The sequence below is a fragment of the Bradyrhizobium sp. 87 genome, from assembly GCF_023073015.1.
Taxonomy (GTDB): domain Bacteria; phylum Pseudomonadota; class Alphaproteobacteria; order Rhizobiales; family Xanthobacteraceae; genus Bradyrhizobium; species Bradyrhizobium canariense_D.
On sequence record NZ_JADPIQ010000022.1, the window covers coordinates 498404 to 517685 of the forward strand.

General features: G+C 64.4%; 21 protein-coding genes. All 21 read right to left on the minus strand.

What is annotated here, in order from left to right:
- Positions 1 to 13: 13 nt before the first annotated feature.
- Positions 14 to 1255, minus strand: a complete 1242-nt coding sequence (locus IVB50_RS06850) for a flagellar hook protein FlgE (RefSeq protein WP_026232642.1) — start codon at positions 1253 to 1255, stop codon at positions 14 to 16.
- Between the two features lie 95 nt (positions 1256 to 1350).
- Positions 1351 to 1932, minus strand: coding sequence for a transglycosylase SLT domain-containing protein (locus IVB50_RS06855; RefSeq protein WP_026232641.1), 582 nt, complete (start codon positions 1930 to 1932; stop codon positions 1351 to 1353).
- Positions 1883 to 3244 (minus strand): flagellar hook-length control protein FliK, encoded by a 1362-nt coding sequence (locus tag IVB50_RS06860; protein ID WP_247295075.1) that lies wholly within the window; start codon positions 3242 to 3244, stop codon positions 1883 to 1885. Before IVB50_RS06860 ends, IVB50_RS06855 begins: the two co-directional genes overlap by 50 nt.
- The gene (locus tag IVB50_RS06865) at positions 3241 to 4434 is read right to left on the minus strand and encodes a chemotaxis protein (protein ID WP_247295078.1); all 1194 of its coding nucleotides are present in this window, start codon (positions 4432 to 4434) and stop codon (positions 3241 to 3243) included. The genes IVB50_RS06860 and IVB50_RS06865 overlap by 4 nt, the downstream gene beginning before the upstream one ends.
- Complete coding sequence (locus IVB50_RS06870; RefSeq protein ID WP_085351958.1) at positions 4431 to 5768, minus strand: MotB family protein; 1338 nt, start codon at positions 5766 to 5768, stop codon at positions 4431 to 4433. The genes IVB50_RS06865 and IVB50_RS06870 overlap by 4 nt, the downstream gene beginning before the upstream one ends.
- 6 nt (positions 5769 to 5774) lie before the next feature.
- Positions 5775 to 6470, minus strand: coding sequence for a hypothetical protein (locus tag IVB50_RS06875; RefSeq protein ID WP_247295079.1), 696 nt, complete (start codon positions 6468 to 6470; stop codon positions 5775 to 5777).
- Entirely contained in the window at positions 6467 to 8098 is a 1632-nt protein-coding gene (gene fliF / locus IVB50_RS06880; RefSeq protein ID WP_018453970.1) for a flagellar basal-body MS-ring/collar protein FliF, read from the minus strand. Before fliF ends, IVB50_RS06875 begins: the two co-directional genes overlap by 4 nt.
- Positions 8099 to 8400: 302 nt before the next feature.
- The gene (locus IVB50_RS06885) at positions 8401 to 9312 is read right to left on the minus strand and encodes a flagellin (RefSeq protein ID WP_007613947.1); all 912 of its coding nucleotides are present in this window, start codon (positions 9310 to 9312) and stop codon (positions 8401 to 8403) included.
- Positions 9313 to 9578: 266 nt separating this feature from the next.
- The gene (locus IVB50_RS06890) at positions 9579 to 10487 is read right to left on the minus strand and encodes a flagellin (protein ID WP_018453968.1); all 909 of its coding nucleotides are present in this window, start codon (positions 10485 to 10487) and stop codon (positions 9579 to 9581) included.
- 264 nt (positions 10488 to 10751) lie between these two features.
- A complete protein-coding gene (fliP, locus tag IVB50_RS06895; RefSeq protein ID WP_007595877.1) occupies positions 10752 to 11492 on the minus strand; it encodes a flagellar type III secretion system pore protein FliP in 741 nt (246 codons plus the stop codon).
- Positions 11489 to 11932: a flagellar basal body-associated FliL family protein gene (locus IVB50_RS06900; protein ID WP_018453967.1), complete on the minus strand. Its 444-nt coding sequence runs from the start codon at positions 11930 to 11932 to the stop codon at positions 11489 to 11491. The genes fliP and IVB50_RS06900 overlap by 4 nt, the downstream gene beginning before the upstream one ends.
- 42 nt (positions 11933 to 11974) lie before the next feature.
- Positions 11975 to 12670: a flagellar basal body L-ring protein FlgH gene (gene flgH / locus IVB50_RS06905; RefSeq protein WP_018453966.1), complete on the minus strand. Its 696-nt coding sequence runs from the start codon at positions 12668 to 12670 to the stop codon at positions 11975 to 11977.
- The gene (locus IVB50_RS06910) at positions 12671 to 13429 is read right to left on the minus strand and encodes a MotE family protein (RefSeq protein ID WP_247295081.1); all 759 of its coding nucleotides are present in this window, start codon (positions 13427 to 13429) and stop codon (positions 12671 to 12673) included. It lies immediately after the preceding gene.
- 64 nt (positions 13430 to 13493) lie between these two features.
- Positions 13494 to 14624 carry a flagellar basal body P-ring protein FlgI gene (flgI, locus tag IVB50_RS06915; protein ID WP_007595884.1) on the minus strand — a complete coding sequence of 377 codons (1131 nt, stop codon included), beginning with the start codon at positions 14622 to 14624 and terminating at the stop codon, positions 13494 to 13496.
- Positions 14621 to 15097: a flagellar basal body P-ring formation chaperone FlgA gene (gene flgA / locus IVB50_RS06920; RefSeq protein ID WP_247295083.1), complete on the minus strand. Its 477-nt coding sequence runs from the start codon at positions 15095 to 15097 to the stop codon at positions 14621 to 14623. Before flgA ends, flgI begins: the two co-directional genes overlap by 4 nt.
- Before the next feature lie 13 nt (positions 15098 to 15110).
- Positions 15111 to 15899 carry a flagellar basal-body rod protein FlgG gene (flgG, locus tag IVB50_RS06925; protein WP_007595892.1) on the minus strand — a complete coding sequence of 263 codons (789 nt, stop codon included), beginning with the start codon at positions 15897 to 15899 and terminating at the stop codon, positions 15111 to 15113.
- A gap of 15 nt (positions 15900 to 15914) precedes the next feature.
- Positions 15915 to 16244: a flagellar hook-basal body complex protein FliE gene (locus IVB50_RS06930; RefSeq protein ID WP_018453963.1), complete on the minus strand. Its 330-nt coding sequence runs from the start codon at positions 16242 to 16244 to the stop codon at positions 15915 to 15917.
- A 2-nt stretch (positions 16245 to 16246) separates the two neighbouring features.
- Complete coding sequence (gene flgC / locus IVB50_RS06935) at positions 16247 to 16663, minus strand: flagellar basal body rod protein FlgC (RefSeq protein ID WP_085385293.1); 417 nt, start codon at positions 16661 to 16663, stop codon at positions 16247 to 16249.
- Positions 16664 to 16674: 11 nt separating this feature from the next.
- On the minus strand, positions 16675 to 17055 hold the full coding sequence (flgB, locus tag IVB50_RS06940; protein ID WP_018453961.1) for a flagellar basal body rod protein FlgB: 381 nt from the start codon (positions 17053 to 17055) through the stop codon (positions 16675 to 16677).
- A gap of 85 nt (positions 17056 to 17140) precedes the next feature.
- On the minus strand, positions 17141 to 18226 hold the full coding sequence (gene flhB, locus IVB50_RS06945; RefSeq protein ID WP_247295085.1) for a flagellar biosynthesis protein FlhB: 1086 nt from the start codon (positions 18224 to 18226) through the stop codon (positions 17141 to 17143).
- A 13-nt stretch (positions 18227 to 18239) separates the two neighbouring features.
- Positions 18240 to 19280, minus strand: coding sequence for a flagellar motor switch protein FliG (locus IVB50_RS06950; RefSeq protein ID WP_027570476.1), 1041 nt, complete (start codon positions 19278 to 19280; stop codon positions 18240 to 18242).
- Positions 19281 to 19282: the final 2 nt, after the last annotated feature.

Below are 19282 nucleotides of genomic sequence, written 5' to 3' on the forward strand. Positions count from 1 at the left end.
AGCGCTGAAGAAATCAGCGCTTCAGGTTGACGACCACGTCCAGCAGATCGGCGCCGGTCTGGAACGATTTCGAGTTCGCGGTGAAGCCGCGCTGTGCCTCGATCATCGAGGTCAACTCGTCCGCGAGATCGACGTTGGAATCTTCCAGAGCACCCGACTGGATGGTGCCGAGCCCGCCCTGGCCGGCGAGGCCGACCTGCACGTTTCCGGATTCCAGGTTCGGTGAGTAGACGTTGCCGACTTCGGGCGTCAAATGGTCCGGGCTCGGGACGGTCGCGAGCGCGATCTGAAAGCTCGGCAGCGTGGTGCCATTCTTGAGGACGGCCGTGACCACGCCCTTGTCGTCGATGTTCACCTTGTCCACCGCGGACGGAGCGTTGCCATCCACGGTCGCCTTGAAGTCGAAGCTGGAGGCGACCTGGGTCATGGCCGAGAGGTCGATGTTGAAGGCAGCCGAACCACCGGGGATCGCCACCGTAAGCGATGTCGCACTCGGCGGCGGGCCCACCAGATCGAGCTTGCCTTTTCCGGTCGAGCTTACGTCAAACGTGAACGTGGTGCTGGGCCCACTTGATGGAAGCGCGGTCGCGCCGTTGTAGACCTGCATATCCCAGGTATTTGCCGCAGTCTTTTTGGCATAGACGTCGAGCGTCACGGCATTTCCGATATTGTCGTAAGTCACGATCGACGTCTTCGACGTATAGTTGGCGGGGCCGGCCGGTCCAGCAGAGAAGGTAGCGCTCGGATCCAGATTGGCGGCGACGGTCGCCTTGGTCGAAGCCGACGCCTGGAGCGCCATCTGGTTGACGTTGACGACCTGGAGGCCGCCGAACCCGTTGGCTGCGACGGTGGGAGTGGCACCGTTGGCAATGTTGTAGCCCATCAGCTGGAAGCCGGCCGCGTTAACTAGGTTACCCGTGCTGTCGGGCACGAACGCACCGGCGCGCGTCAGGAAGTTGGTGCCGTTCGGATCCTGCACGACGAAGAAGCCGTTGCCCTGGACCGCGAGATCCGTGGCCGAGGTCGTGAACTGGTAATTGCCGGCGTCGGAGATGGCGTAACGCACCGTGGTCTCGACCGCGCCGGAATCGTAATTGCCCGAGCCGCTCTTCAGGATCAGCGAGGAGAATTCGGTCGAAGCCCGCTTGTAACCGGTGGTGTTGACGTTCGCGATGTTGTCCGAAACGGTTGACAGCTTGTTGGACTGCGCGTTCATCCCGGAAACGCCGGTGCGCATAACACCATACAGGCTCATGAATTGGGCTCCTTTGGTAGGTTGCAGCTACAATGGAGACTGTTGCTTGCGCGGGGCTGATGATGGGGAACGATGCACAACTTGGCGTCGTCTCCTTAGGTCGTCTTGGGCTGACAGAACGAGCGCGCCTTGTCGGTCCACGCGCCGAAGCCGCTGGAGACGAGATGCGCGACGATGTGGCAGACGTAGCGCTTCTGCGCCGGCTGGTTGTTGGGGCCTGCATTGTAGCGGGCGACTGCCATGGTCCAGCTGCCCTCGCGCTGCTTGAGCTCCTTCAGGAAGCGTGCGGCGTAGTCGACATTCCCTGCGGGATCGAACATCGCCCGGACCGAGGCGAACTTGTCGCCGTGATAGTAATGGTTGATCTGCATGCAGCCGAGGTCGATCAGCTTGATCCCTTTGGCTCGCATGGCTTCGAAGTTGGCGATCGCGTCGTTCATGTCCTTGGCGAACACGGTCTGTCCTTCGGCGCCGAGCGCGTAAGGATAAAGTGCGCCGCGCCGCCCCGTCTCGGTCAGTCCGACCGCGTAGAGAATGCCGAGCGGAATTCCGTGCTGCTGGGACGCACGCGCCATCTCGCGCTCGCACGGGCGCGAATTGTCGGTCGCCGCGGCCGCGGCGCCGGCGTTACAGATAAACAGGGCCGCGACGAATCTGCGGCGCCACGTCCTGGTCATGACGCGTCTCCTGGTTGGACTGGCGCTCCTGTCGAGCCTGCTTCGCGCCGCCGTCCGCTTGTCCCGACGAATTACTCGTACCGTCAAACGTGCCTTGCGACTGCGACGAGGGCTGTTGCTGGCCCGAAAGCTGCGGCTGCGACTGGCCGGAGCCGCTCTGGAAACCATCCAGCGAGCCGTGCTGGACGGGCGCAATGTCGGCGACGTAGCCCGCGGACTGCATCAGGTCGCGGATCGAATCGCGCTGCTGGTCGAGCATCTGGCTCGTGTCCTTGCGCGCAGCGGCGAGGTGGACGGACACTTCGTTGCCGACCAGGCGAAGGCGCACGGTGACATTGCCGAGCGCGGGCGGCTCGAGATTGATGGTCAGGATCTTGAGCGGCTGATCCGGCGCATTGGCTTGGGACGCTGCAAGATCTGGAGCTGCGGACGCCGTCGATGCCGGAGCTTCCTTCAACTCGGCGACAACGGCGTTGGCAACCTGTTGCGGAGCGTTGAACTGCGCCGGCGGCAGATGGGTCTCTTGCTGGACCACGGTGACCTTGGTCGTCTCGGGCAATGCGTCCCGCGCCGACGCCTTGACAGCACGCTCGACATTGGCCGCGACGGCCTCGAAGCCGGGTGCCGTTGCCTTCGGCGATGGCTCACTGTCGTCCGTCGATGTCGCCTGGGCGCTGGTCGCCGCGTGCGAATCCGCGGCCTGCGAGCGGGCGGCGGTTGGAGCCACCGGAGGTGGGAGCTCGGCTGTCGCCTTCGCCATGCCCAAGGCCTGAACGTCGCGCTTCGTCGTGGAAGACCGCTCGTCGCGCCCGGACGCATCCTTCTTGTCGCCGGCCGGTGCTTGCATCTGCGGCATCACGACCGGCGGCCCGGCGACGATCTCCTGTCCGACGATCCCGGCAATACTCGATCGGCTCTGGACGTCGGCCTGCTCGATGTGATCGAGAGGTCCATGTTTCCCGGACGACTTATCGGTCTTTTTGTCGGAAGATTTCTCGGTGGACGTCTCGCTGGATCCCGGCTCCTCGACCGCCGCGGCACGGTCGTGCACCGTCTCGTCGCTCGCGTTGTCCTTCCCGCTCTGATGCGCCAGGCGCGTCCGCAGCGTTCCGGCTTTCACGGCCGTGGCGCTGCCCTCGTCGTTGAGCGCACGCTTCGCGAGATTCGAGACGGTGTGCAGAAGATCGTTGAAGGACGAGTCCGCCTGCGCTTTCGCCCCGGCGCTCTTCCCGGAGCGCGATGTGCCCCGCATGCTGAGGCTTTCGGCGAGACCCGAAAAGACCTGTCCGGAGGTTCCACTGAGCTTCATCATGGACGGCGATCCCTGGTGAGAAGTTCGAGCTCCCCGAGCTGCTTCCGCGCACGAACAAGCGTTGCGGTCGACGACGCGAGGTCGAGACGCGCCGGCGTGACCGGAGGCTTGTCGGCTGCGGCGGCGGATCCGCCAGCGAACGGCTTGCGAACGTCGAGTGCGAGCTGCACCGTTGCATTGAGAAAGGGAATGTCGCGCTCGGGCAGCTTCGACCGGTCGAGCGCCTTCAACTCGGCGAGACCGCCGTCATATTCGTCGGCGAGCGCCCGCGACACGCCGCGGAACAAATGCGCCCGCTCGCGCTCCGCCGAGGCATCGGCGCTGAGAGTCAGGGCACGCTCGCCGGCAAGCCGGGTGACGGCCAGCCCTCCGCGCACCATCGCGGTACGCGCGATCACGAGATAGAGCTTGAGGCGGCTCGCGCGGTCGATCTGCTCAAGCAAGGTGGTGATCCGCGCAAACCGGCGCTCGTCGAGCGCGAGGCCCGACTGCGTCAGGCCGGTCGCAAAGCGCTGCCAGAAGTCCCCGGCATAGACCGAGTTGTGGTAGTGCCGGATATAGGCCAGCGTCAGGAACTCGAACTTGTCGAAATCCTCGGCTTGCCCGACCAACAGGATCTCGCGCCGCAGCGCGGCCTCCTCCACCAATGTGCCCGGCAGGAGCAAGCGCGCATCATCCAGACGCTCGATTGCGAGCGATGCCTCGGCGCGTGCGAACAGTGCACCCTGGACCAGCGCGAGCTGTCCGCCCAGGCCCGACGGAACCGTCCGCGGCTTGACGTCCTTGAGCAGTTCGCGCGCTTCGTCCTGACGACCCTCGACATAGGCAAGCGCGCCATCGAACAGCCGTCCATCGACGTTCAGCTTGTCGCGCGGCAGCTTGCGGATGATTTGCGGCGCGCCGCCACTGAGCAGGTAGATCACGGCGGCCTGGCCGTTCTGCGGGTTGCTCCACAGGCCCGGATCGGCGGCGAGAAATTTTTCGCCGATCTGCCGGATCAATGCGCTGTGGCTGCCGTACGCCGCGCTATCGCCGTTGGCGATGCCGTCCTGCACGGCCTGCAACGCCCGAACGAGTTCATATGGCTCGCCCGATGCCGATGCCCCCGGTGCCGGCTCGGCGAATGCGCCTGCCGCCGTGAACGGCAACAGCAGCATCAGCAGCGCTGCGCGGAGAGGAGACCTGATCAAGGGCGCTTCTCCCGGACCATGATCTCGATCCGGCGATTCTGCGCGGCCGCCGCATCGTTCTGAAGCTTCGGCCGCCGATCGGCATAACCCTCGACATGCTCGATGCGCTGCGTATCGACGCCGGAGCGGACCAGCATGTAATAGGCCATCTGCGCACGGGCCGTCGACAGCCGCCAGTTGTCATAGGCCTCCGAACGGTACGGCCGATTGTCGGTGTGGCCGCGGACGATGATCACGCCGGGACGCTTTGCCAGCAGCGGGCCGATCTTGTCGATCACACGGATGAGTTCGGGCCGCGGCTCAGCCGAGCCGACCGCGAACATGCCGAAGTTCGCATCGTCGGTCAGGCTGATCAGCAGGCCCTCCTCAACCTGACGCACCTCGGCCACCGGTCCGGCGCCAGCCTTGACGTCCGACAGCGCGTCCGCGATCGCCGACTGAAGCTGTTTGACCGTTAGTTGCTGGGCCTGAACCGCGTCGCGCGGCCCGGATTCCTTGGTCGTGTCGTTGGGATGCGGCTGCGCGGCGACATTGGCTTGATTACCAGCCTGGGCGCCCGGCTGCGCGCTCCCTTCGCGTGAGGCCTGCGATGGCGCGAGCCCCGGCGGCAGCAGAGGCGACAGGCTTGCGGACGACGCATCGGCGCTCGGAGCCAGGCTTCCGCCGGCATCGTCCTGCCTGGCTCGGCGCGCCTGCGGCTCGGCCTGGCTTGAGCCGGAGGCAGTGTCGCGCGCGGACGCATTCGGCTTGGACTCGGGCTTGGGCTCGCCCTCGATGACGCGGTCGGCATCCTTGGCTGCCTGCGGCGCAAGCTTCCAATAGCCGGGATCGAACGGATCGCGGTAGGCGTCGCCTCCCTTGAGGCCATCCTCTTCGGCGGACGTCAGAGCGCCGGCGCGCCGCTGGCCCGAGGCCTGGTTCGCACTGCTGGCGATCTCGGCGAGCGTCGTATAGGGATCGCGGAACAGGACCTTCTCCTCGTAGAAGGGCGGCTTCTCGGCCGTCGGAGAGTCACCGCGACGTTCCTCGCTCGGTCCCCCCGGCTGGCGCCTGCCGTCCTGGCCGTCGAACGACGACGGCTCCTTCTTGGAGAGATCGTTGAGGCCCTTCGGGGCAGGTGCGTTCTCCGCGAGCTTGATCGGATTGAAATAGCTCGCGACTACCTGCTTTTGATCCTGGTTGAGCGCATTGATCAGCCACATCACGAGGAAGAACGCCATCATCGCGGTCATGAAGTCCGCATAGGCGATCTTCCAGACGCCGCCGTGCGGCTTCTCGTCGTCGAAGGCACTCCGCCGGCGGATGATGACGAGTTCTGGCTTGACCTCATTCATGACGGACTACCGGCGCGCCTCTTTCAGGCGCTCGCTCCAGGTCGTGATCTGCGTCTCGATTACGGTCTGGTCGGCCACGACGCGAACCTCAAAAGTATCGGCGGCCTCATACTCGAAACCCGTTCGCCTGGCCGTCCCGAGCTGCGTCTTCACCAAGTCGAGCAGTTCGCTTGGTCCGGTGACCTTGAACACCGGCACTGGCGAATTGCCGGTCAGCGCCGCAATCTGCTCGACCAGCGACCCGATCGCCTTGTCGCGGACAGCATCGGCGAGGAACGGCAGCAATATCCGCGCAACGGAGCTCGCGATGTTGGTCTCGATTTCGCGGCAAGCCGTCTCGAAGCCGCTGACAACCGCCACCGCCTGCTGGTCGGACCACTTGGCCCGCTCTTCGCCGAGCCGGATCGCGCTGCGAACTCTTTCCTCGGCGATCCTGGACTCGCCCTCCGCTACGCCGGCCGCATGGCCGCGCCGAAAGGCATCGTCCAGGAGACTGACCGCGGGGGCTTCCGCGTTCGGCGCCGGAGGCGGCGACTGAAGCTGCGGCTGCGAATGGGTCTCGGGTTGCGGCTGAGGCTCGCGCCGGGCTTCCTTCGGCCTCGTCAGCACATCCTGGATTTTGGGCGGCGGTGGAGGCGGAGGCGACTTGACCCGCCCGTTCGCATCGAACTGCGTCAGGAGCTTTCCGATTGCCGCGTTCATGCCGCCTCCTCGCGTCGCATCCAGTCTTTAAGGATCGCTGCCGCCTGCATCTGATCGAGACGGACGATCTGCTCCAACCGCTTCTGCGGCGTTCGTTGCATCTTGCCTTCGAGGTCTTCGACCAGGTTGAGCTCGGCCTCTTCGCTGTCCGCCAGCGTGAGGGCGCCGGCGGCTGCCTGGAGCTGGGCGGCTTCCGCCGCCTCGGTCTGCTCCTGCGCCGCGCGATGGGTCAAAATGCCGTTGACCGCAGGACGAAGTCCGAACCACACCAGCATCGAAGCGACGGCCAGGATCGTGACCGCGTTGATGACGCTGCCGAGCTGCTTGTTGATCATCTCGACGAAGCTGATCGGCGGCACCGGCGCCAGTTCGCGCGAGCCTTCGATGAAATCGACGGCCGTCACCTGGATCTGGTCGCCGCGCGCCTTGTCGAGGCCGCCGGCCGTGGCTGCGAGTTGGCTGATCTCGGCGAGCTTGCTGTCGACGATGGCCTGGTTGCTCTTGTCGCCCAGGTCGGCAATGAGCCGCCCGCGGTTCACCAGCACGGCAATGAACAGCTTCTTCACCGAATAGCCGTCGCTCACCGTCGTCGTGGTCTTGGACGAGACCTCGAAATTGGTGACGTCCTCGCGGCGGGTCTTGTCCTCGCTGGAATTCTTGGTGCCGCCGGCGTTCACCTGCTGGTCGGGAAGATTCTGCTGCACAGTGGTCGGCTGCGAACGGTCCGCGTTCTGTGACTTCTCGTTCTCGCGGACGTTCCGGACCGAACGTTCCGCGCGACTCTCCGGATCGTAGACGGTTTCGTTGATCTGCCGCTTGTCGGTGGAGAGCTGCGATGCAACGCTCACTTCGAAATTGTCGAGGCCCAGGTACGGCGTCAGCGCCTTGCGAATGTTCTCCTGCACCATTCCGCCGACCGTCTTCTGCAGGCTCGCCATCTTGGTCGGAGCGGCAGTGGCCTCGTCCTCTTCGGCAAGCAGCATCGAACCGTCGGCGTCCAGCACCGTGACCTTGTCGCGGCTCATGCCCGGAATGGCCGCCGCGACGAGATGACGGATCGACTGCGCCGTGCGCGCCTCGATGGCGCCGTCGGTGCGCAGCACGACCGATGCCGAAGGCGGCTGCTGCGTCGCGCGGAACGACCCCCGCACCGGCATCACGATATGCACCCGCGCCGCCTTCACGCCCTTCATCAACTGCACCGTGCGCGCGATTTCGCCTTCCAGCGCACGGAGCTTGGTGACCTCCTGCATGAACGAGGTCAGACCGAGCGACCCGATCTTGTCGAACAGCTCGTAGCCGGAATTGGCGCTGGTCGGCAGCCCCTTCTCGGCGAGCAGCATCCGCGCTTGCATGGTCTGGCTCGGACGCACCGAGACCGCGTCGCCGGCGGTGTTGACGTCGAAGGTGATGTTTTGCTCGCGCAGCGCTGCACCCATGCGCGTCACGTCTTCGCGGGAAAGGCCGGTATAGAGCGTTTCGAATTCAGGCCGGCTCAGATAATAGGCGCCGCCCACGACGGTGACGAGAACGGCGAAACCGATCAATCCCAAAGCCATCAGGCGTCGCGGCCCAAGCTCCAGCAGATTGTTGAGCAGTTGCTGTACCTGCGCACGACTGAGCAGCATGTGACCTCGTACCAATACGAACGTAGAGGACACTCTGCTGCCAACCTTGTCTGAAGGTTGCGCGAGACCACGAATGTGTCGGTTCGCAGGCGAGGCGTTGCAATTTTACCAGAGAGCGAGTGACGCAATCGCGCGCGTCGGCAACAGGCGGACGGCCGGTTGCATCGCGGTGCGATCGGCGACGGCATGTTGCCTGGGATGCGACGTCAGGAAATCGATGTTGGCACGTCGTGTGCCGAGATCCGCCGTTCATGGCGGAGACCGTGCTCCCTGGGGAGCACGGTCGTTTTCGAAGCCGCGGCTTAGCGGAACAGCGACAGGATGCTCTGGCTGTTCTGGTTGGCGATCGAGAGCGCCTGAACGCCGAGCTGCTGCTGGGTCTGGAGCGCCTGAAGGCGGGTCGATTCCGCGTTCATGTCGGCATCGACGAGCTGGCCGACACCGCGGTCCACGGAGTCCATCAGGGTCTTGACGAACTCCGTGTTGGTCGCGAGGCGGTTCTTGACGGCACCGAGATTGGCGGCGGCCGAGGCCACCGAGTTGATGCCGGCGGTGACCTGCGCGATGTAGCCGTCGAGCGTGGTCTGGTCAGCTGCCGAGTCGGTCAGCGCGGAGATGCTCATCGTGTCGATCGACGGGGAGGTCGAACCGGCCGTGTCCAGAATGCCGCCCTGCGCCGAGGTGTAGAGCGAGTAGTTAGCGGTGGTCACGGTGATGGAGCCGATGGTGGGCGTACCGCCGACACGCGAGTACGACGACACCAGGTTGAAGGTCGTCGGCGTGGTGGCGGTCGTGCTCAGCCAGTTGATGCCGTTGAAGGTCGCCGAGTTGGCCTTGAGCTTCATATCCTGCTGGATCTGGGTGATGTCAGCCTGGATCTTGGTGCGGTCGATACCGGCGGTCTTGGCTTCGACCAGCAGCGCCTGGAGCTTGGTCAGGCCGGAGTCCTTGTCGCCGATGACCGAGGTCAGAGCGGTATATTCGGTGTCGACGGTCGCGGCCGACAGACCGAGCGAGTCGGAGACCGCGGAAAGCGCGGCGTTGTCGGAGCGCATCGACGTCGCGATCGACCAATAGGCCGCGTTGTCCGAGGCCGTGGACACGCGCATACCGGTCGAGATCCGGTTCTGCGTCGTCGCGAGCTGCGAGCTGACGTTGCGAAGGGTCTGCAGCGCGGTCATTGCAGACGAGTTGGTGAGGAGGCTAGAACCCATTTTGATGTCCCTTTGGAGATTGGATTGAGTTTGGGACATACCGGACTTGCACCGGTACGGCAGGGCGGCGTCATGCCTTTGGGCTGCGCAGAAGCGTCAAGGCCCAACCTGTCGTAACGGCGACCATAGCCCGCGAAGCTTGTGCGAGGCTTGTGGCTCTGTGGCTTTGCCGCAACAAGGCGGCCGAAATTGCGGCGCGCGACGTCACGCCAAACAAAAGGGCCGCGCTTCGCAAGAAGCGCGGCCCTCTTCGGATGGTTCGAGGCTTAGCGGAACAGCGACAGGATGCTCTGGCTGCTGTTGTTGGCGATCGAGAGCGCCTGGACGCCGAGCTGCTGCTGGACCTGGAGGGCCGACAGCCGGGTGGACTCCTGGTTCATGTCGGCGTCGACGAGCTGGCCGATACCGCGATCCACGGAGTCCATCAGAGACTTCACGAAGTCCGTGTTGGTCGAGAGGCGGTTCTTGACAGCACCGAGGTTGGCGGCGGCCGAGGCCACCGAGTTGATGCCAGCGGTGACCTGCGCGATGTAGCCATCGAGCGTGGTCTGGTCAGCTGCCGAGTCGGTCAGTGCGGAGATGCTCATCGTGTCGATCGACGGAGCGGTCGAGCCGGCCGTGTCCAGAATGCCCCCCTGCGCCGAGGTGTAGAGCGAGTAGTTGGCGGTGGTCACGGTGATGGAGCCGATGGTGGGCGTGCCGCCGACACGCGAGTACGACGACACCAGGCTGAAGGTCGTTGGCGTGGTGGCGGTCGTGCTCAGCCAGTTGATGCCGTTGAAGGTCGCCGCATTGGCTGTCGCCTTCATCTGCTGCTGGATCTGGGTGACGTCGGCCTGGATCTTGCTGCGGTCGATACCGGCTGTCTTGGCTTCGACCAGCAGGGACTGGAGCTTGGTCAGGCCGGAGTCTTTGTCGCCGATGACTGTGGTCAAAGCGGTATATTCGGTGTCGACGGTCGCAGCCGACAGACCGAGCGAGTCGGAGACCGCCGAGAGCGCGGCGTTGTCGGCGCGCATCGAGGTCGCGATCGACCAGTAGGCAGCGTTGTCCGAAGCGGTCGAGACGCGCTGGCCGGTGGAGATGCGGGTCTGCGTGGTGGAGAGCTGCGAGCTCACAGACCGCAAGGTCTGGAGTGCGGTCATGGCGGTCGAGTTCGTAAGCAGGCTTGACATTGCGAATGTCCCTTTATGTACGCGTTACATTTTCACGAGGGGACATACCGGGCTTTCACCGGTACGGAGGGGCGGCATCATGCCTTTGGACTGATGTGGGTGGGGTCCAACCCGCCGTGACGCATTGCTAGCACGCCGAATCTTGCGCGCGGATTAAGATTGGCTTGAATTACGCCGTAAAATCAAATGGTTAACAGTACATTTTGCTAACCATAGTCCGGTACTTCTCGCTAACCATAACCATTCCTCTGGCGCTCGTTGCCATCACGAGAACGACCGCACCAGCCCTGAGGCGAGCAGGTTCCAGCCGTCGATCAGCACGAAGAACAGCATCTTGAATGGCAATGCGAGGATCGTCGGCGGCATCATCATCATCCCCATCGACATGGTCAGCGTCGCCACGATCATGTCGATGACGAGGAACGGCAGGATGATGAGAAACCCGATCTCGAAGGAACGCCTGAGCTCGGAAATCATGAAGGCCGGAATGATGACGCGCATGTCGACGCGCTTGTCGTCGAACTTCCTGCGGAAGCTCTCCGCGGCGAGCGATTCGAAGGTCTGCAGATCCTTGTCGCGAACATGGGCCAGCATGAATTCGCGGAACGGATCGGTGATCTTCAGATAGGCCTCTTCCTCCGAGATCTCGTTCTTCATCAGCGGCTGGATGCCGGTTTCCCAGGCGCGGTCGAAGGTCGGCGCCATCACGTAGAAGGTCATGAACAGCGCGAGGCTGATCAGCACCAGATTGGCCGGCGTGGTCTGAAGGCCGAGACCGGCGCGCAGGAATGACAGCGCCACCGCAAATCGCGTGAAGCTCGTCACCATGATGAGCAGTCCCGGCGCCACCGACAGCACCGTGATCACCGCCATCAGCTGGATGATCCGGCCGCTGGTCGAGCCGTTGCCCGGTGGCAGCAGCGAATTGAGGTCCGGAATCTGGGCCAGTGCCACTTCGGGCAGCACGACCAAGAGCAACGCAAGCAGCAGGACTCTCAGTTTCACTGAATCACCAACGTCTCAATGATCAATTCGCGGATCTTGCCCGAGGAGCGGATATTGGCGCGTTCGGTCAGGTCGTCGCGCAGATGCTGAAGCCCGCGCGATCCCTCGAACTGCGCCACCGTCGCCGAACGCAGATAGGTGACGATGTCTTCGCTGATATGGGCCGCCAGGATGCCGGCATCCTCGTCGCTCATGCTGTCGGTCACCATGGAGGCTTCGATGCGGGCCCAGTTGTTGGCCGGCGCGCCGAGATTGGTCACGATCGGGGACAGCTTCCTGAGCCGCGCGCTGCCGGCGTAGCTCGAGGCTAGAGGCGGCGGCGTGGCGGTTTTCTTCGCATCCGCGACGCGCTCGGCGGCCGCAAACAGATGCAGGCCGGCAAGCGCGCCCGCGCCGATCGCGATCAGGGTCAGCACCACGATGGCCACAATCAGGCGCATGACGTCCCCTGCCCTCGTGACGCGGCCCGACGGGAGCGCATCTCAGAACGGTGCCACGGCGTCATAGATCCGATGTCCCCATCCAGGCTGCTGCACGTCAGAGAGATTTCCCCGACCGCCATAGGCCACGCGCGCTTCGGCGATCTTCTCGTAGGAGATCGTGTTGGTTCGCGAGATATCGCGTGGACGCACGATGCCGCCGACGTTGAGCACGCGCATTTCCGTGTTGACCTTGAATTCCTGCGAGCCGCTGATCATCATATTGCCGTTCGGCAACACGTCGGTGACGATGGCTGCGATCGACAGCTTGATATCCTCGGTGCGGTCGATCTGGCCGTTGCCCTTGATCTGGGTGTTGGTGTTGAGGTTGGCGCTCGTCGAGCCCTTGTCCTGCCATCCCGCAACGTCCATCAGCCAGTCGAGTCCGAACTTGATTTGCGAATCGCGCGAGCGGCCGGTCTTGTTGTCGAGCTTGGCCTTGTCCTGCATCGAGATGATCACCGTCACGACGTCGCCGACGCGCCGGGCGCGGGGATCGCGGTAGAGGTCGGTGCCGTCGTCCCAGGTCGAGCGATAGCTGACGGGCGAGTGCATACGGGGGGTCACGGGAATCGGATCGGCCTGCGTCCTCAGGCCGCTCCCGACCGGCGACAGTCGCGGGCCAGTCAGGACCTCGGCCGGATCAGTGACGCATCCCGCAAGCGATAACAGCGACAGGATGAGGATCAGATTCTTCATCTATTTGGTCTTTCCGTCATCCACGCGACGCATCCCGCCGAGCAGATCGGCGAGGTGCGCCGCGCGGCCCGTCTCCATCTCGTTGAAGATTGCGCTCGAACTCCTCGGGCTGAGCTTTGCGAGCACGGCCGCAGCCGTCTCGTCCGCCATCCCGGCGATCTGGGTTGCGGCGGCATCCGGCTTCATGCGCGAGTAGATCTCGACCACACTCGCTTCGGCCTTCTTCAGGAACTCGTCGCGCAACGCCATCCACTTCTCATATTCCGCGCGCTTGGCCTCGACCTCGGCGATCCGCTCGCGAAGCTGGTTCTCGGCCTTCTCCAGCTCCTTGAGCTGCCAGGCCAGCCTTGCATCGGCGGCGGAGTCGGCGACATTGCTGCAGAACAGGGCGACTTCGTTGTCCGCGGTTGCAGCGGCCTGGGGCGGCACCGGCTTCGGCGGCGCCGTGACGCTGCCGGGCTTGGCCGGTCGCGCCGCGGCTGTGGGTGCCGACGCGGGCTTCTCGGAGGCCGAAACGGCACCCGTGATCACTGGTCCCGAATCTTCGGCTGCCCACGCTGTCGCCCGCATCGACGCATTGTCGCTCGGGATCGATGAGATTGGCTTCTGTGGGCCAGACGCACGGGCGCGCGCGAAGGACAGCAGGTTGAGCGGCTTCGACGGCTTGGCCTCATCCAGCGCCAGAACGGGCGAAGCGCTCGCGAGCGCGGAGGCTGCGACCAGGAGGAGGAGTTTGGCTTTATGATCCAGCTTCAACATCGGCCCGCGTGCGATTCTCGGTCGAGAGAGCATTGAGCGACCAAGCTTGCACGGCGCTTACGCGTCATTGCACGATGACATCCGCCTGGAGGGCGCCAGCCGTCTTGATCGCCTGGAGGATCGCGATGATGCCGGATGGTTTCAGGCCGATCTGGTTCAGGCCGCGCACCAGGCGCTGGAGATCGACGCCGCTCAGGATCGCCACCTGCGATCCGGCTTCGTTGGCCTCGACCACGGTCTGGGGCACGACCACCGTCTGCCCTTTCGAGAACGGCGCGGGTTGCGACACCACGGGAAGCTCGGTGACCCGGACCGTCAGATTGCCGTGCGTCACGGCAACGGTCGATATCCGCACGTCGCGTCCGATCACCACCGTGCCGGTACGCTCGTTGATCACCACCCGCGCCGGCGTGTCCGGCTCGACCGTCAGCTCGCCGATTTCGGCAAGGAAGCGGACCGGTCCGATGTGGCGCGGCTTCGACAGCACGATCGTGCGGTAGTCTCGCTCGAAGGCGATCTGGGCGCGGTAGCGTCCGCCCGCGTAGCGGTTGATGGCGTCGAGGATTCGCGTTGCGGTGACGAAGTCGGGGTTCTTGAGCTCCAGCACAAGATATTCCATTTCATGGAGACTACCCTGCACCTCGCGCTCGACCAGCGCGCCGTTCGGGATGCGACCCGCGGTCGGCGTACCCTGGCTGACGTTCTGGGCCTGGCCCCCGACGCTGTAGCCGGCGACCGTGACGGCGCCTTGCGCCACTGCATAGACCGCTCCGTCCGCCGCGCGCAGCGACGTCATCACCAGGGTGCCGCCGAGCAACGAGGTCGCATCGCCGAGCGATGACACCGTCACGTCCATGCGCTCGCCCGCACCGATCGAGGGCTGCAGGTCCGCGGTCACCATGACGGCCGCGACGTTGCGCGTGCGCAGCGTCGTCGGACGCGGCGGATTGTTGGTGCTGGTGGTCTCGTTCCTGACATTGATGCCCATGTTCTCGAGCATCGATTGCAGGGACTGCTCCGTGAACGGCGCATTGCGGAGCGTGTCGCCAGTCCCGTTCAGGCCGATCACGAGGCCGTAGCCGACGATCTGATTTTCGCGCAATCCCTTGATGTCCGCGATGTCCTTGATGCGGACGGCGGCCTGGGCGCTGGCGGCGGAAACGAGCAGGACGAGCGCAAGCAGGACTCTGGTCATGACCCGTCCACGACCTTGACGGTGCCGTCCGGCTGGACAACGCCCCTGATGATCACACCGGTATCGGTGTTTCGTATCGGGATGAGCGCGCCGGGCGCGCCGGACTGCATCGCTGCGCCGTAGGTCACGATCGACAGGCCGCTGTCTTCGACCACGACCTTGACCATGGCGCCGCGGGCGACCGTCCAGGGATCCTCCACCGAGTTGGTCGGGATCGGCTGGCCGGGCAGCAGCGCGCGGCGCGCCATGCGGCCGACCAGGACCTGGCGTCCTTCGATGAATATGGCGACGCCGAGCACGTTCGGCGCAAAGGCGCGCTCGGTGATCATGTCGTCCCGGATCAGTTCGCCGGCGCGGATCGAGACGGCCGGCACGGGGAGCCGCTTCTCCTCGGCCGCGGCGAGACGCGCCGAGACGAGAACCAGCAGCACGGCGGCCATCCCGCGCATGATCGAGCCCATCCTGTTCAACATGGATACACCGGAACTAGCGCATGCCCTTCGAGACCGTCTGGGCCATTTCATCCGAGGCCTGGATCACCTTGGCATTCATTTCGTAGGCGCGCTGGGCAGAGATCAACTCGGTGATTTCCTTGACGGGATCGACGTTCGAGGCTTCGAGATATTGCTGGTTGATCTTGCCGTAGCCGGAATCGCCGGGCAGCCCGACGACCGGCGTGCCGGACGCCGTGGTCTCGCGATAGAGATTGCTGCCCAGCGGTTCGAGCCCGGCCTCGTTGGCGAAATTGGCGAGATTGAGCTGCCCGATTTGCCTCGGGTTCACTTCCGTATCCAGCTTGGCGAACACCTGTCCGGTCTGGTTGACCGTGACCTGGACCGTTCCCTGCGGCACCGTGATTGCCGGATCCAGCAGATAGCCGTCGGTCGTGACGAGCTGACTATTGGCATTGGTGTTGAACGAACCCGCGCGGGTATACTGCACCTCGTTGTTCGGACCGAGCACCTGAAACCAGCCGCGGCCGTTGATCGCCATGTCGTAGGGATTGCCGGTCTGCGTGAGCGCGCCCTGGATATGCAGCTTGCGGATTGCCGCCGACTTGACCCCGAGGCCGAGATTGGCGCCTTCCGGAATCGGCGACGAGCCGCTGGTGTTCGCAACGCCCTGCATGCGGTCCATCTGGTAGAACAGATCGGTGAACTCGGCACGCGCCCGCTTGTACGAGGTCGAGTTGATGTTGGCGATGTTGTTGGCGATGACTTCGATGTTGGTCTGTTGGGCGTTCATGCCCGTGGCCGCGATGGCAAGCGATTTCACAGCGTCACTCCTTGATCAGATCGACATCCGAACGACTTCCTGGTAGGCCTGCACGACCTTGTCGCGAACTGCGACCGCCGTCTGCAAGGCCTGCTCGGCCGACATCAGCGCCTCGACGACGCGCCGCGTCGATTCCTTGCCCTGCATCGCCGAGACCGAGGCCGCCTCGCCCGCCTTCAGCGTCCCGATCGCGTCCGTCGTCACTTGTTTCATGACCGATTCGAATCCGACGTCGCCACCGGACTGAATCGCGGGCGTCGCCGCCGGCGAGATGGCCTGCGTCTCGGTCGCGCGGCTTGCCGCTTGCCCGGCCGAAATCGCCGTGGATGAAATCGCTTCAAGCATTGTCAGCTCCTCAGCAGGTCGATGGTCATGCCCAGCATCGACCTCACCTGTTTCACGACCTGCAGATTGGCTTCATAGGAGCGGTTGACTTCCCGCATGTCCGCCATCTCGATCATCATGTTGACGTTCGGCAGCTTGACGTAGCCGGCCTTGTCGGCGGCGGGATGCCCCGGCTCGTACTCCACGCGGTAAGGCGTGGTGTCGACCCCGATTTCCTTGACCTTCGCCAGCTGCGCGCCCGAGGCGCGGTCCATCGCGGCGTCGAAGGTGATCGTCTTGCGTTGATAGGGATCGGCGCCGGCTGAGCGCCCTGTCGACGTCGCGTTGGCGAGGTTCTCCGAGACGATGCGCATGCGCGTCGACTGCGCTTCGAGCCCGGAGCTCGCGACCGTCAACGAGGATTGCAATGAGTCCAGCATGTCAGTTCACCTCAGGTCTTCGCGCTCGACAGCAGCATGCGGTGAAACGACCGCACGATCGCCGAGTTCATCGAGTAATCGCGACTGACGTCGCTGCCCTTGATCATTTCCTGCTCGAGACTGACGGAGTTGCCGGAGTGAACCACATCCCAGCTGTCCTTCTTCGCAGTCGCCCGCGTGTCGCTCTCGGCTGGGGAGAGCTGCAGGTGCGACGGCGACGTGGTCGCCAGTCTCACCGGCATGCCGTCGAGCACCTTGTTGAAGGGTTCGACGTCGCGCGCCTTGAAGCCCGGCGTGTTGGCGTTGGCGACGTTGGTGGCGATCGTCGATTGGCGGAGCTCGAGGTATCGCGCCTGCGACGATGCGAGTTCGAAGAGATAGAGCGGTCCCACGGCAGCACCATTCTGGTTCAGACGGTGTAACCTTAGGGTCGCAAGCTTTCGTCAGGCTGATGGAAGGGACGCCGTCCTCGGAATTCTACTGGACCTTCTCGGACTGCGGCGTCTGCTTGGACTGCAGGAAGTAGATGATCTCGGCGACCGGCCGGAAGAACTCCGCCGGAATTACCTGGTCGACCTGAACCGCCTCGTAGAGCGCGCGCGCCAGCGCCTTGTTCTCGATCACCGGAATCCGGTTCTGCTCGGCGACTTCGCGGATCTTCAGCGCAATCACGTCCATGCCCTTCGCCACGACGATCGGCGCCGGATTTTCCTCGCGATTGTAGCGCAGCGCGATCGCGAAATGCGTCGGGTTCGCGATCACCAGCGTCGCGCGCGATGCGGAGGCGATCATGCGCTGGCGCGAGCGGTCGCGCGCCAGCGAGCGCAGGCGCGCCTTGATCAGCGGATCGCCTTCGGCCTGCTTGTGCTCGTCCTTGATCTCCTGCCGCGTCATGCGCAGCTCGCGCCGCCAGTGGAAGCGCGCCCAAGCCAGATCGACCGCGACCAGGACGATGGTCGCGATGCAGATCGCCGAGACGATTCGCATGGCGATGTTGAGAATCATCTCCGGCAGCGCGACCGGATCGGTGTACATCGCCTCGAACGCCTTCGCTTCCGACGAGCGCAGCACGAACGCGACGACGACGGTGACCGCGGCGAGCTTGAACAGCGACTTGGCGAACTCGACAAGGCCCTGCGATCCAAACAGCCGGCTCCAGCCGCCGAGCGGAGAGATTCGCGAAAGGTCCGGCGTGATGCGCTGGAGCACCAGGCTGGGAGCATTTTGCAACAGCGAGGCTGCGAGCCCGAACGCCGCCAGGGTGACGACGAGCGGCGTCAGGAATCGCAGTGCCTGAAGCCCGACCACGATGAGGAGATTCTGGGCGTCGGCCCCGGTGCTGAGAGGGAAGCCGTCGAGATCGTCGAGAAAGCCCGTCAGCATCGGCGTCAATTGCTGCACGCCCTGACCGATCAGGAACGCCTGGATCACCATCAGCGCGGCCATCGAGGCGAAGATGGAAGCCTCCCGAGAGACCGGGATTTTGCCCTGTTCGAGCGCATCGCGGACTTTCTTCTCGGTCGGCTCTTCTGTCTTGCTCTCCTGATCGGTTGTTTCTGCCATGCCCGTTCAGCGGTCAGCGAAAGACCAGCTCATCCTCCTGCTCGGGGTTGAGCTCGATTTCGCCCTTTTCCGCGAGGTCGAGCGCGAGGTCCGTGATCACGCGCCGCGCCTCCAGCACGTCGCGCTGGTTCGACGGTTCGCCAATGGCGAGTTCGTGCTCGACGACCCGGCGGACGCGCGAGGCGACCGAGGACAGGATCATCTCGCGGAAGTGCTTGTCGGTGCCCTTCAGCGCGATCACGATGCGATCGGTCGGCACCTGGTCGAAGATCATGGTGCGCGCCTTCGGCGTCAGGTTGGTGACGTCGTCGAAGGTGAAGAGCAGCTCCTTCAGCACTTCGGCCGACTTCGGCCGCTTCTCCGACAGACTCTTCAGCATGTCCTCGATGTGTCCGCGCTCCATCTTGTTGATGATGTCGGCGACCCGGGCATAGGTGTCCGCGCCGAGGTTGCGCGCGAAGTTCAGCGTCAAATCCTCATGCAGCGTCTTCTCGAGGACCCTCATGGCGTCGTCGACGATCGGCTTGAGACTGAGCACACGCCGCATCAGCTCGTTGCGCAGGCTCGACGGCAGCTGGCTCATGACCTTGGCGGCGCAGGACGGCTTGACCTTGGACAGGATGAGCGCCGCGGTCTGCGGATGCTCCTTGGAGAGGTAGCTTGCCAGCGAGTTTTCCGACACCGACGAGACGCGGTCCCACACGGACCGGCTCGAATTGCCGAGCAGGTCCGACATGATGGCCGACACCTGGTCGGCCGGAAGCACGTCGCCGAGCACGGCTTCCAGGCCACCGAGGGTGCCGAGGATGTTGGCGCCCATCGAGAATTGCTGGGCGAACTCCTCGACGATCGCTTCCAGTTCCTGCGCCGTGATCGGCCGCAGCTCGGCCGCAGCCTTTGTCACGGTGCGGATATCCTGCGGCTCGAACTGCGCGAGCACGCTGGCGGCCGCCTGCCGGCCCATGGCGAGCAGGAGTGCCGCGACCTTCTCCGTTCCGCCCAGCGTGGCGACGCCGCGCTGCTTGATGGGAGCCATGCCGACCTGTGCGGCCATGG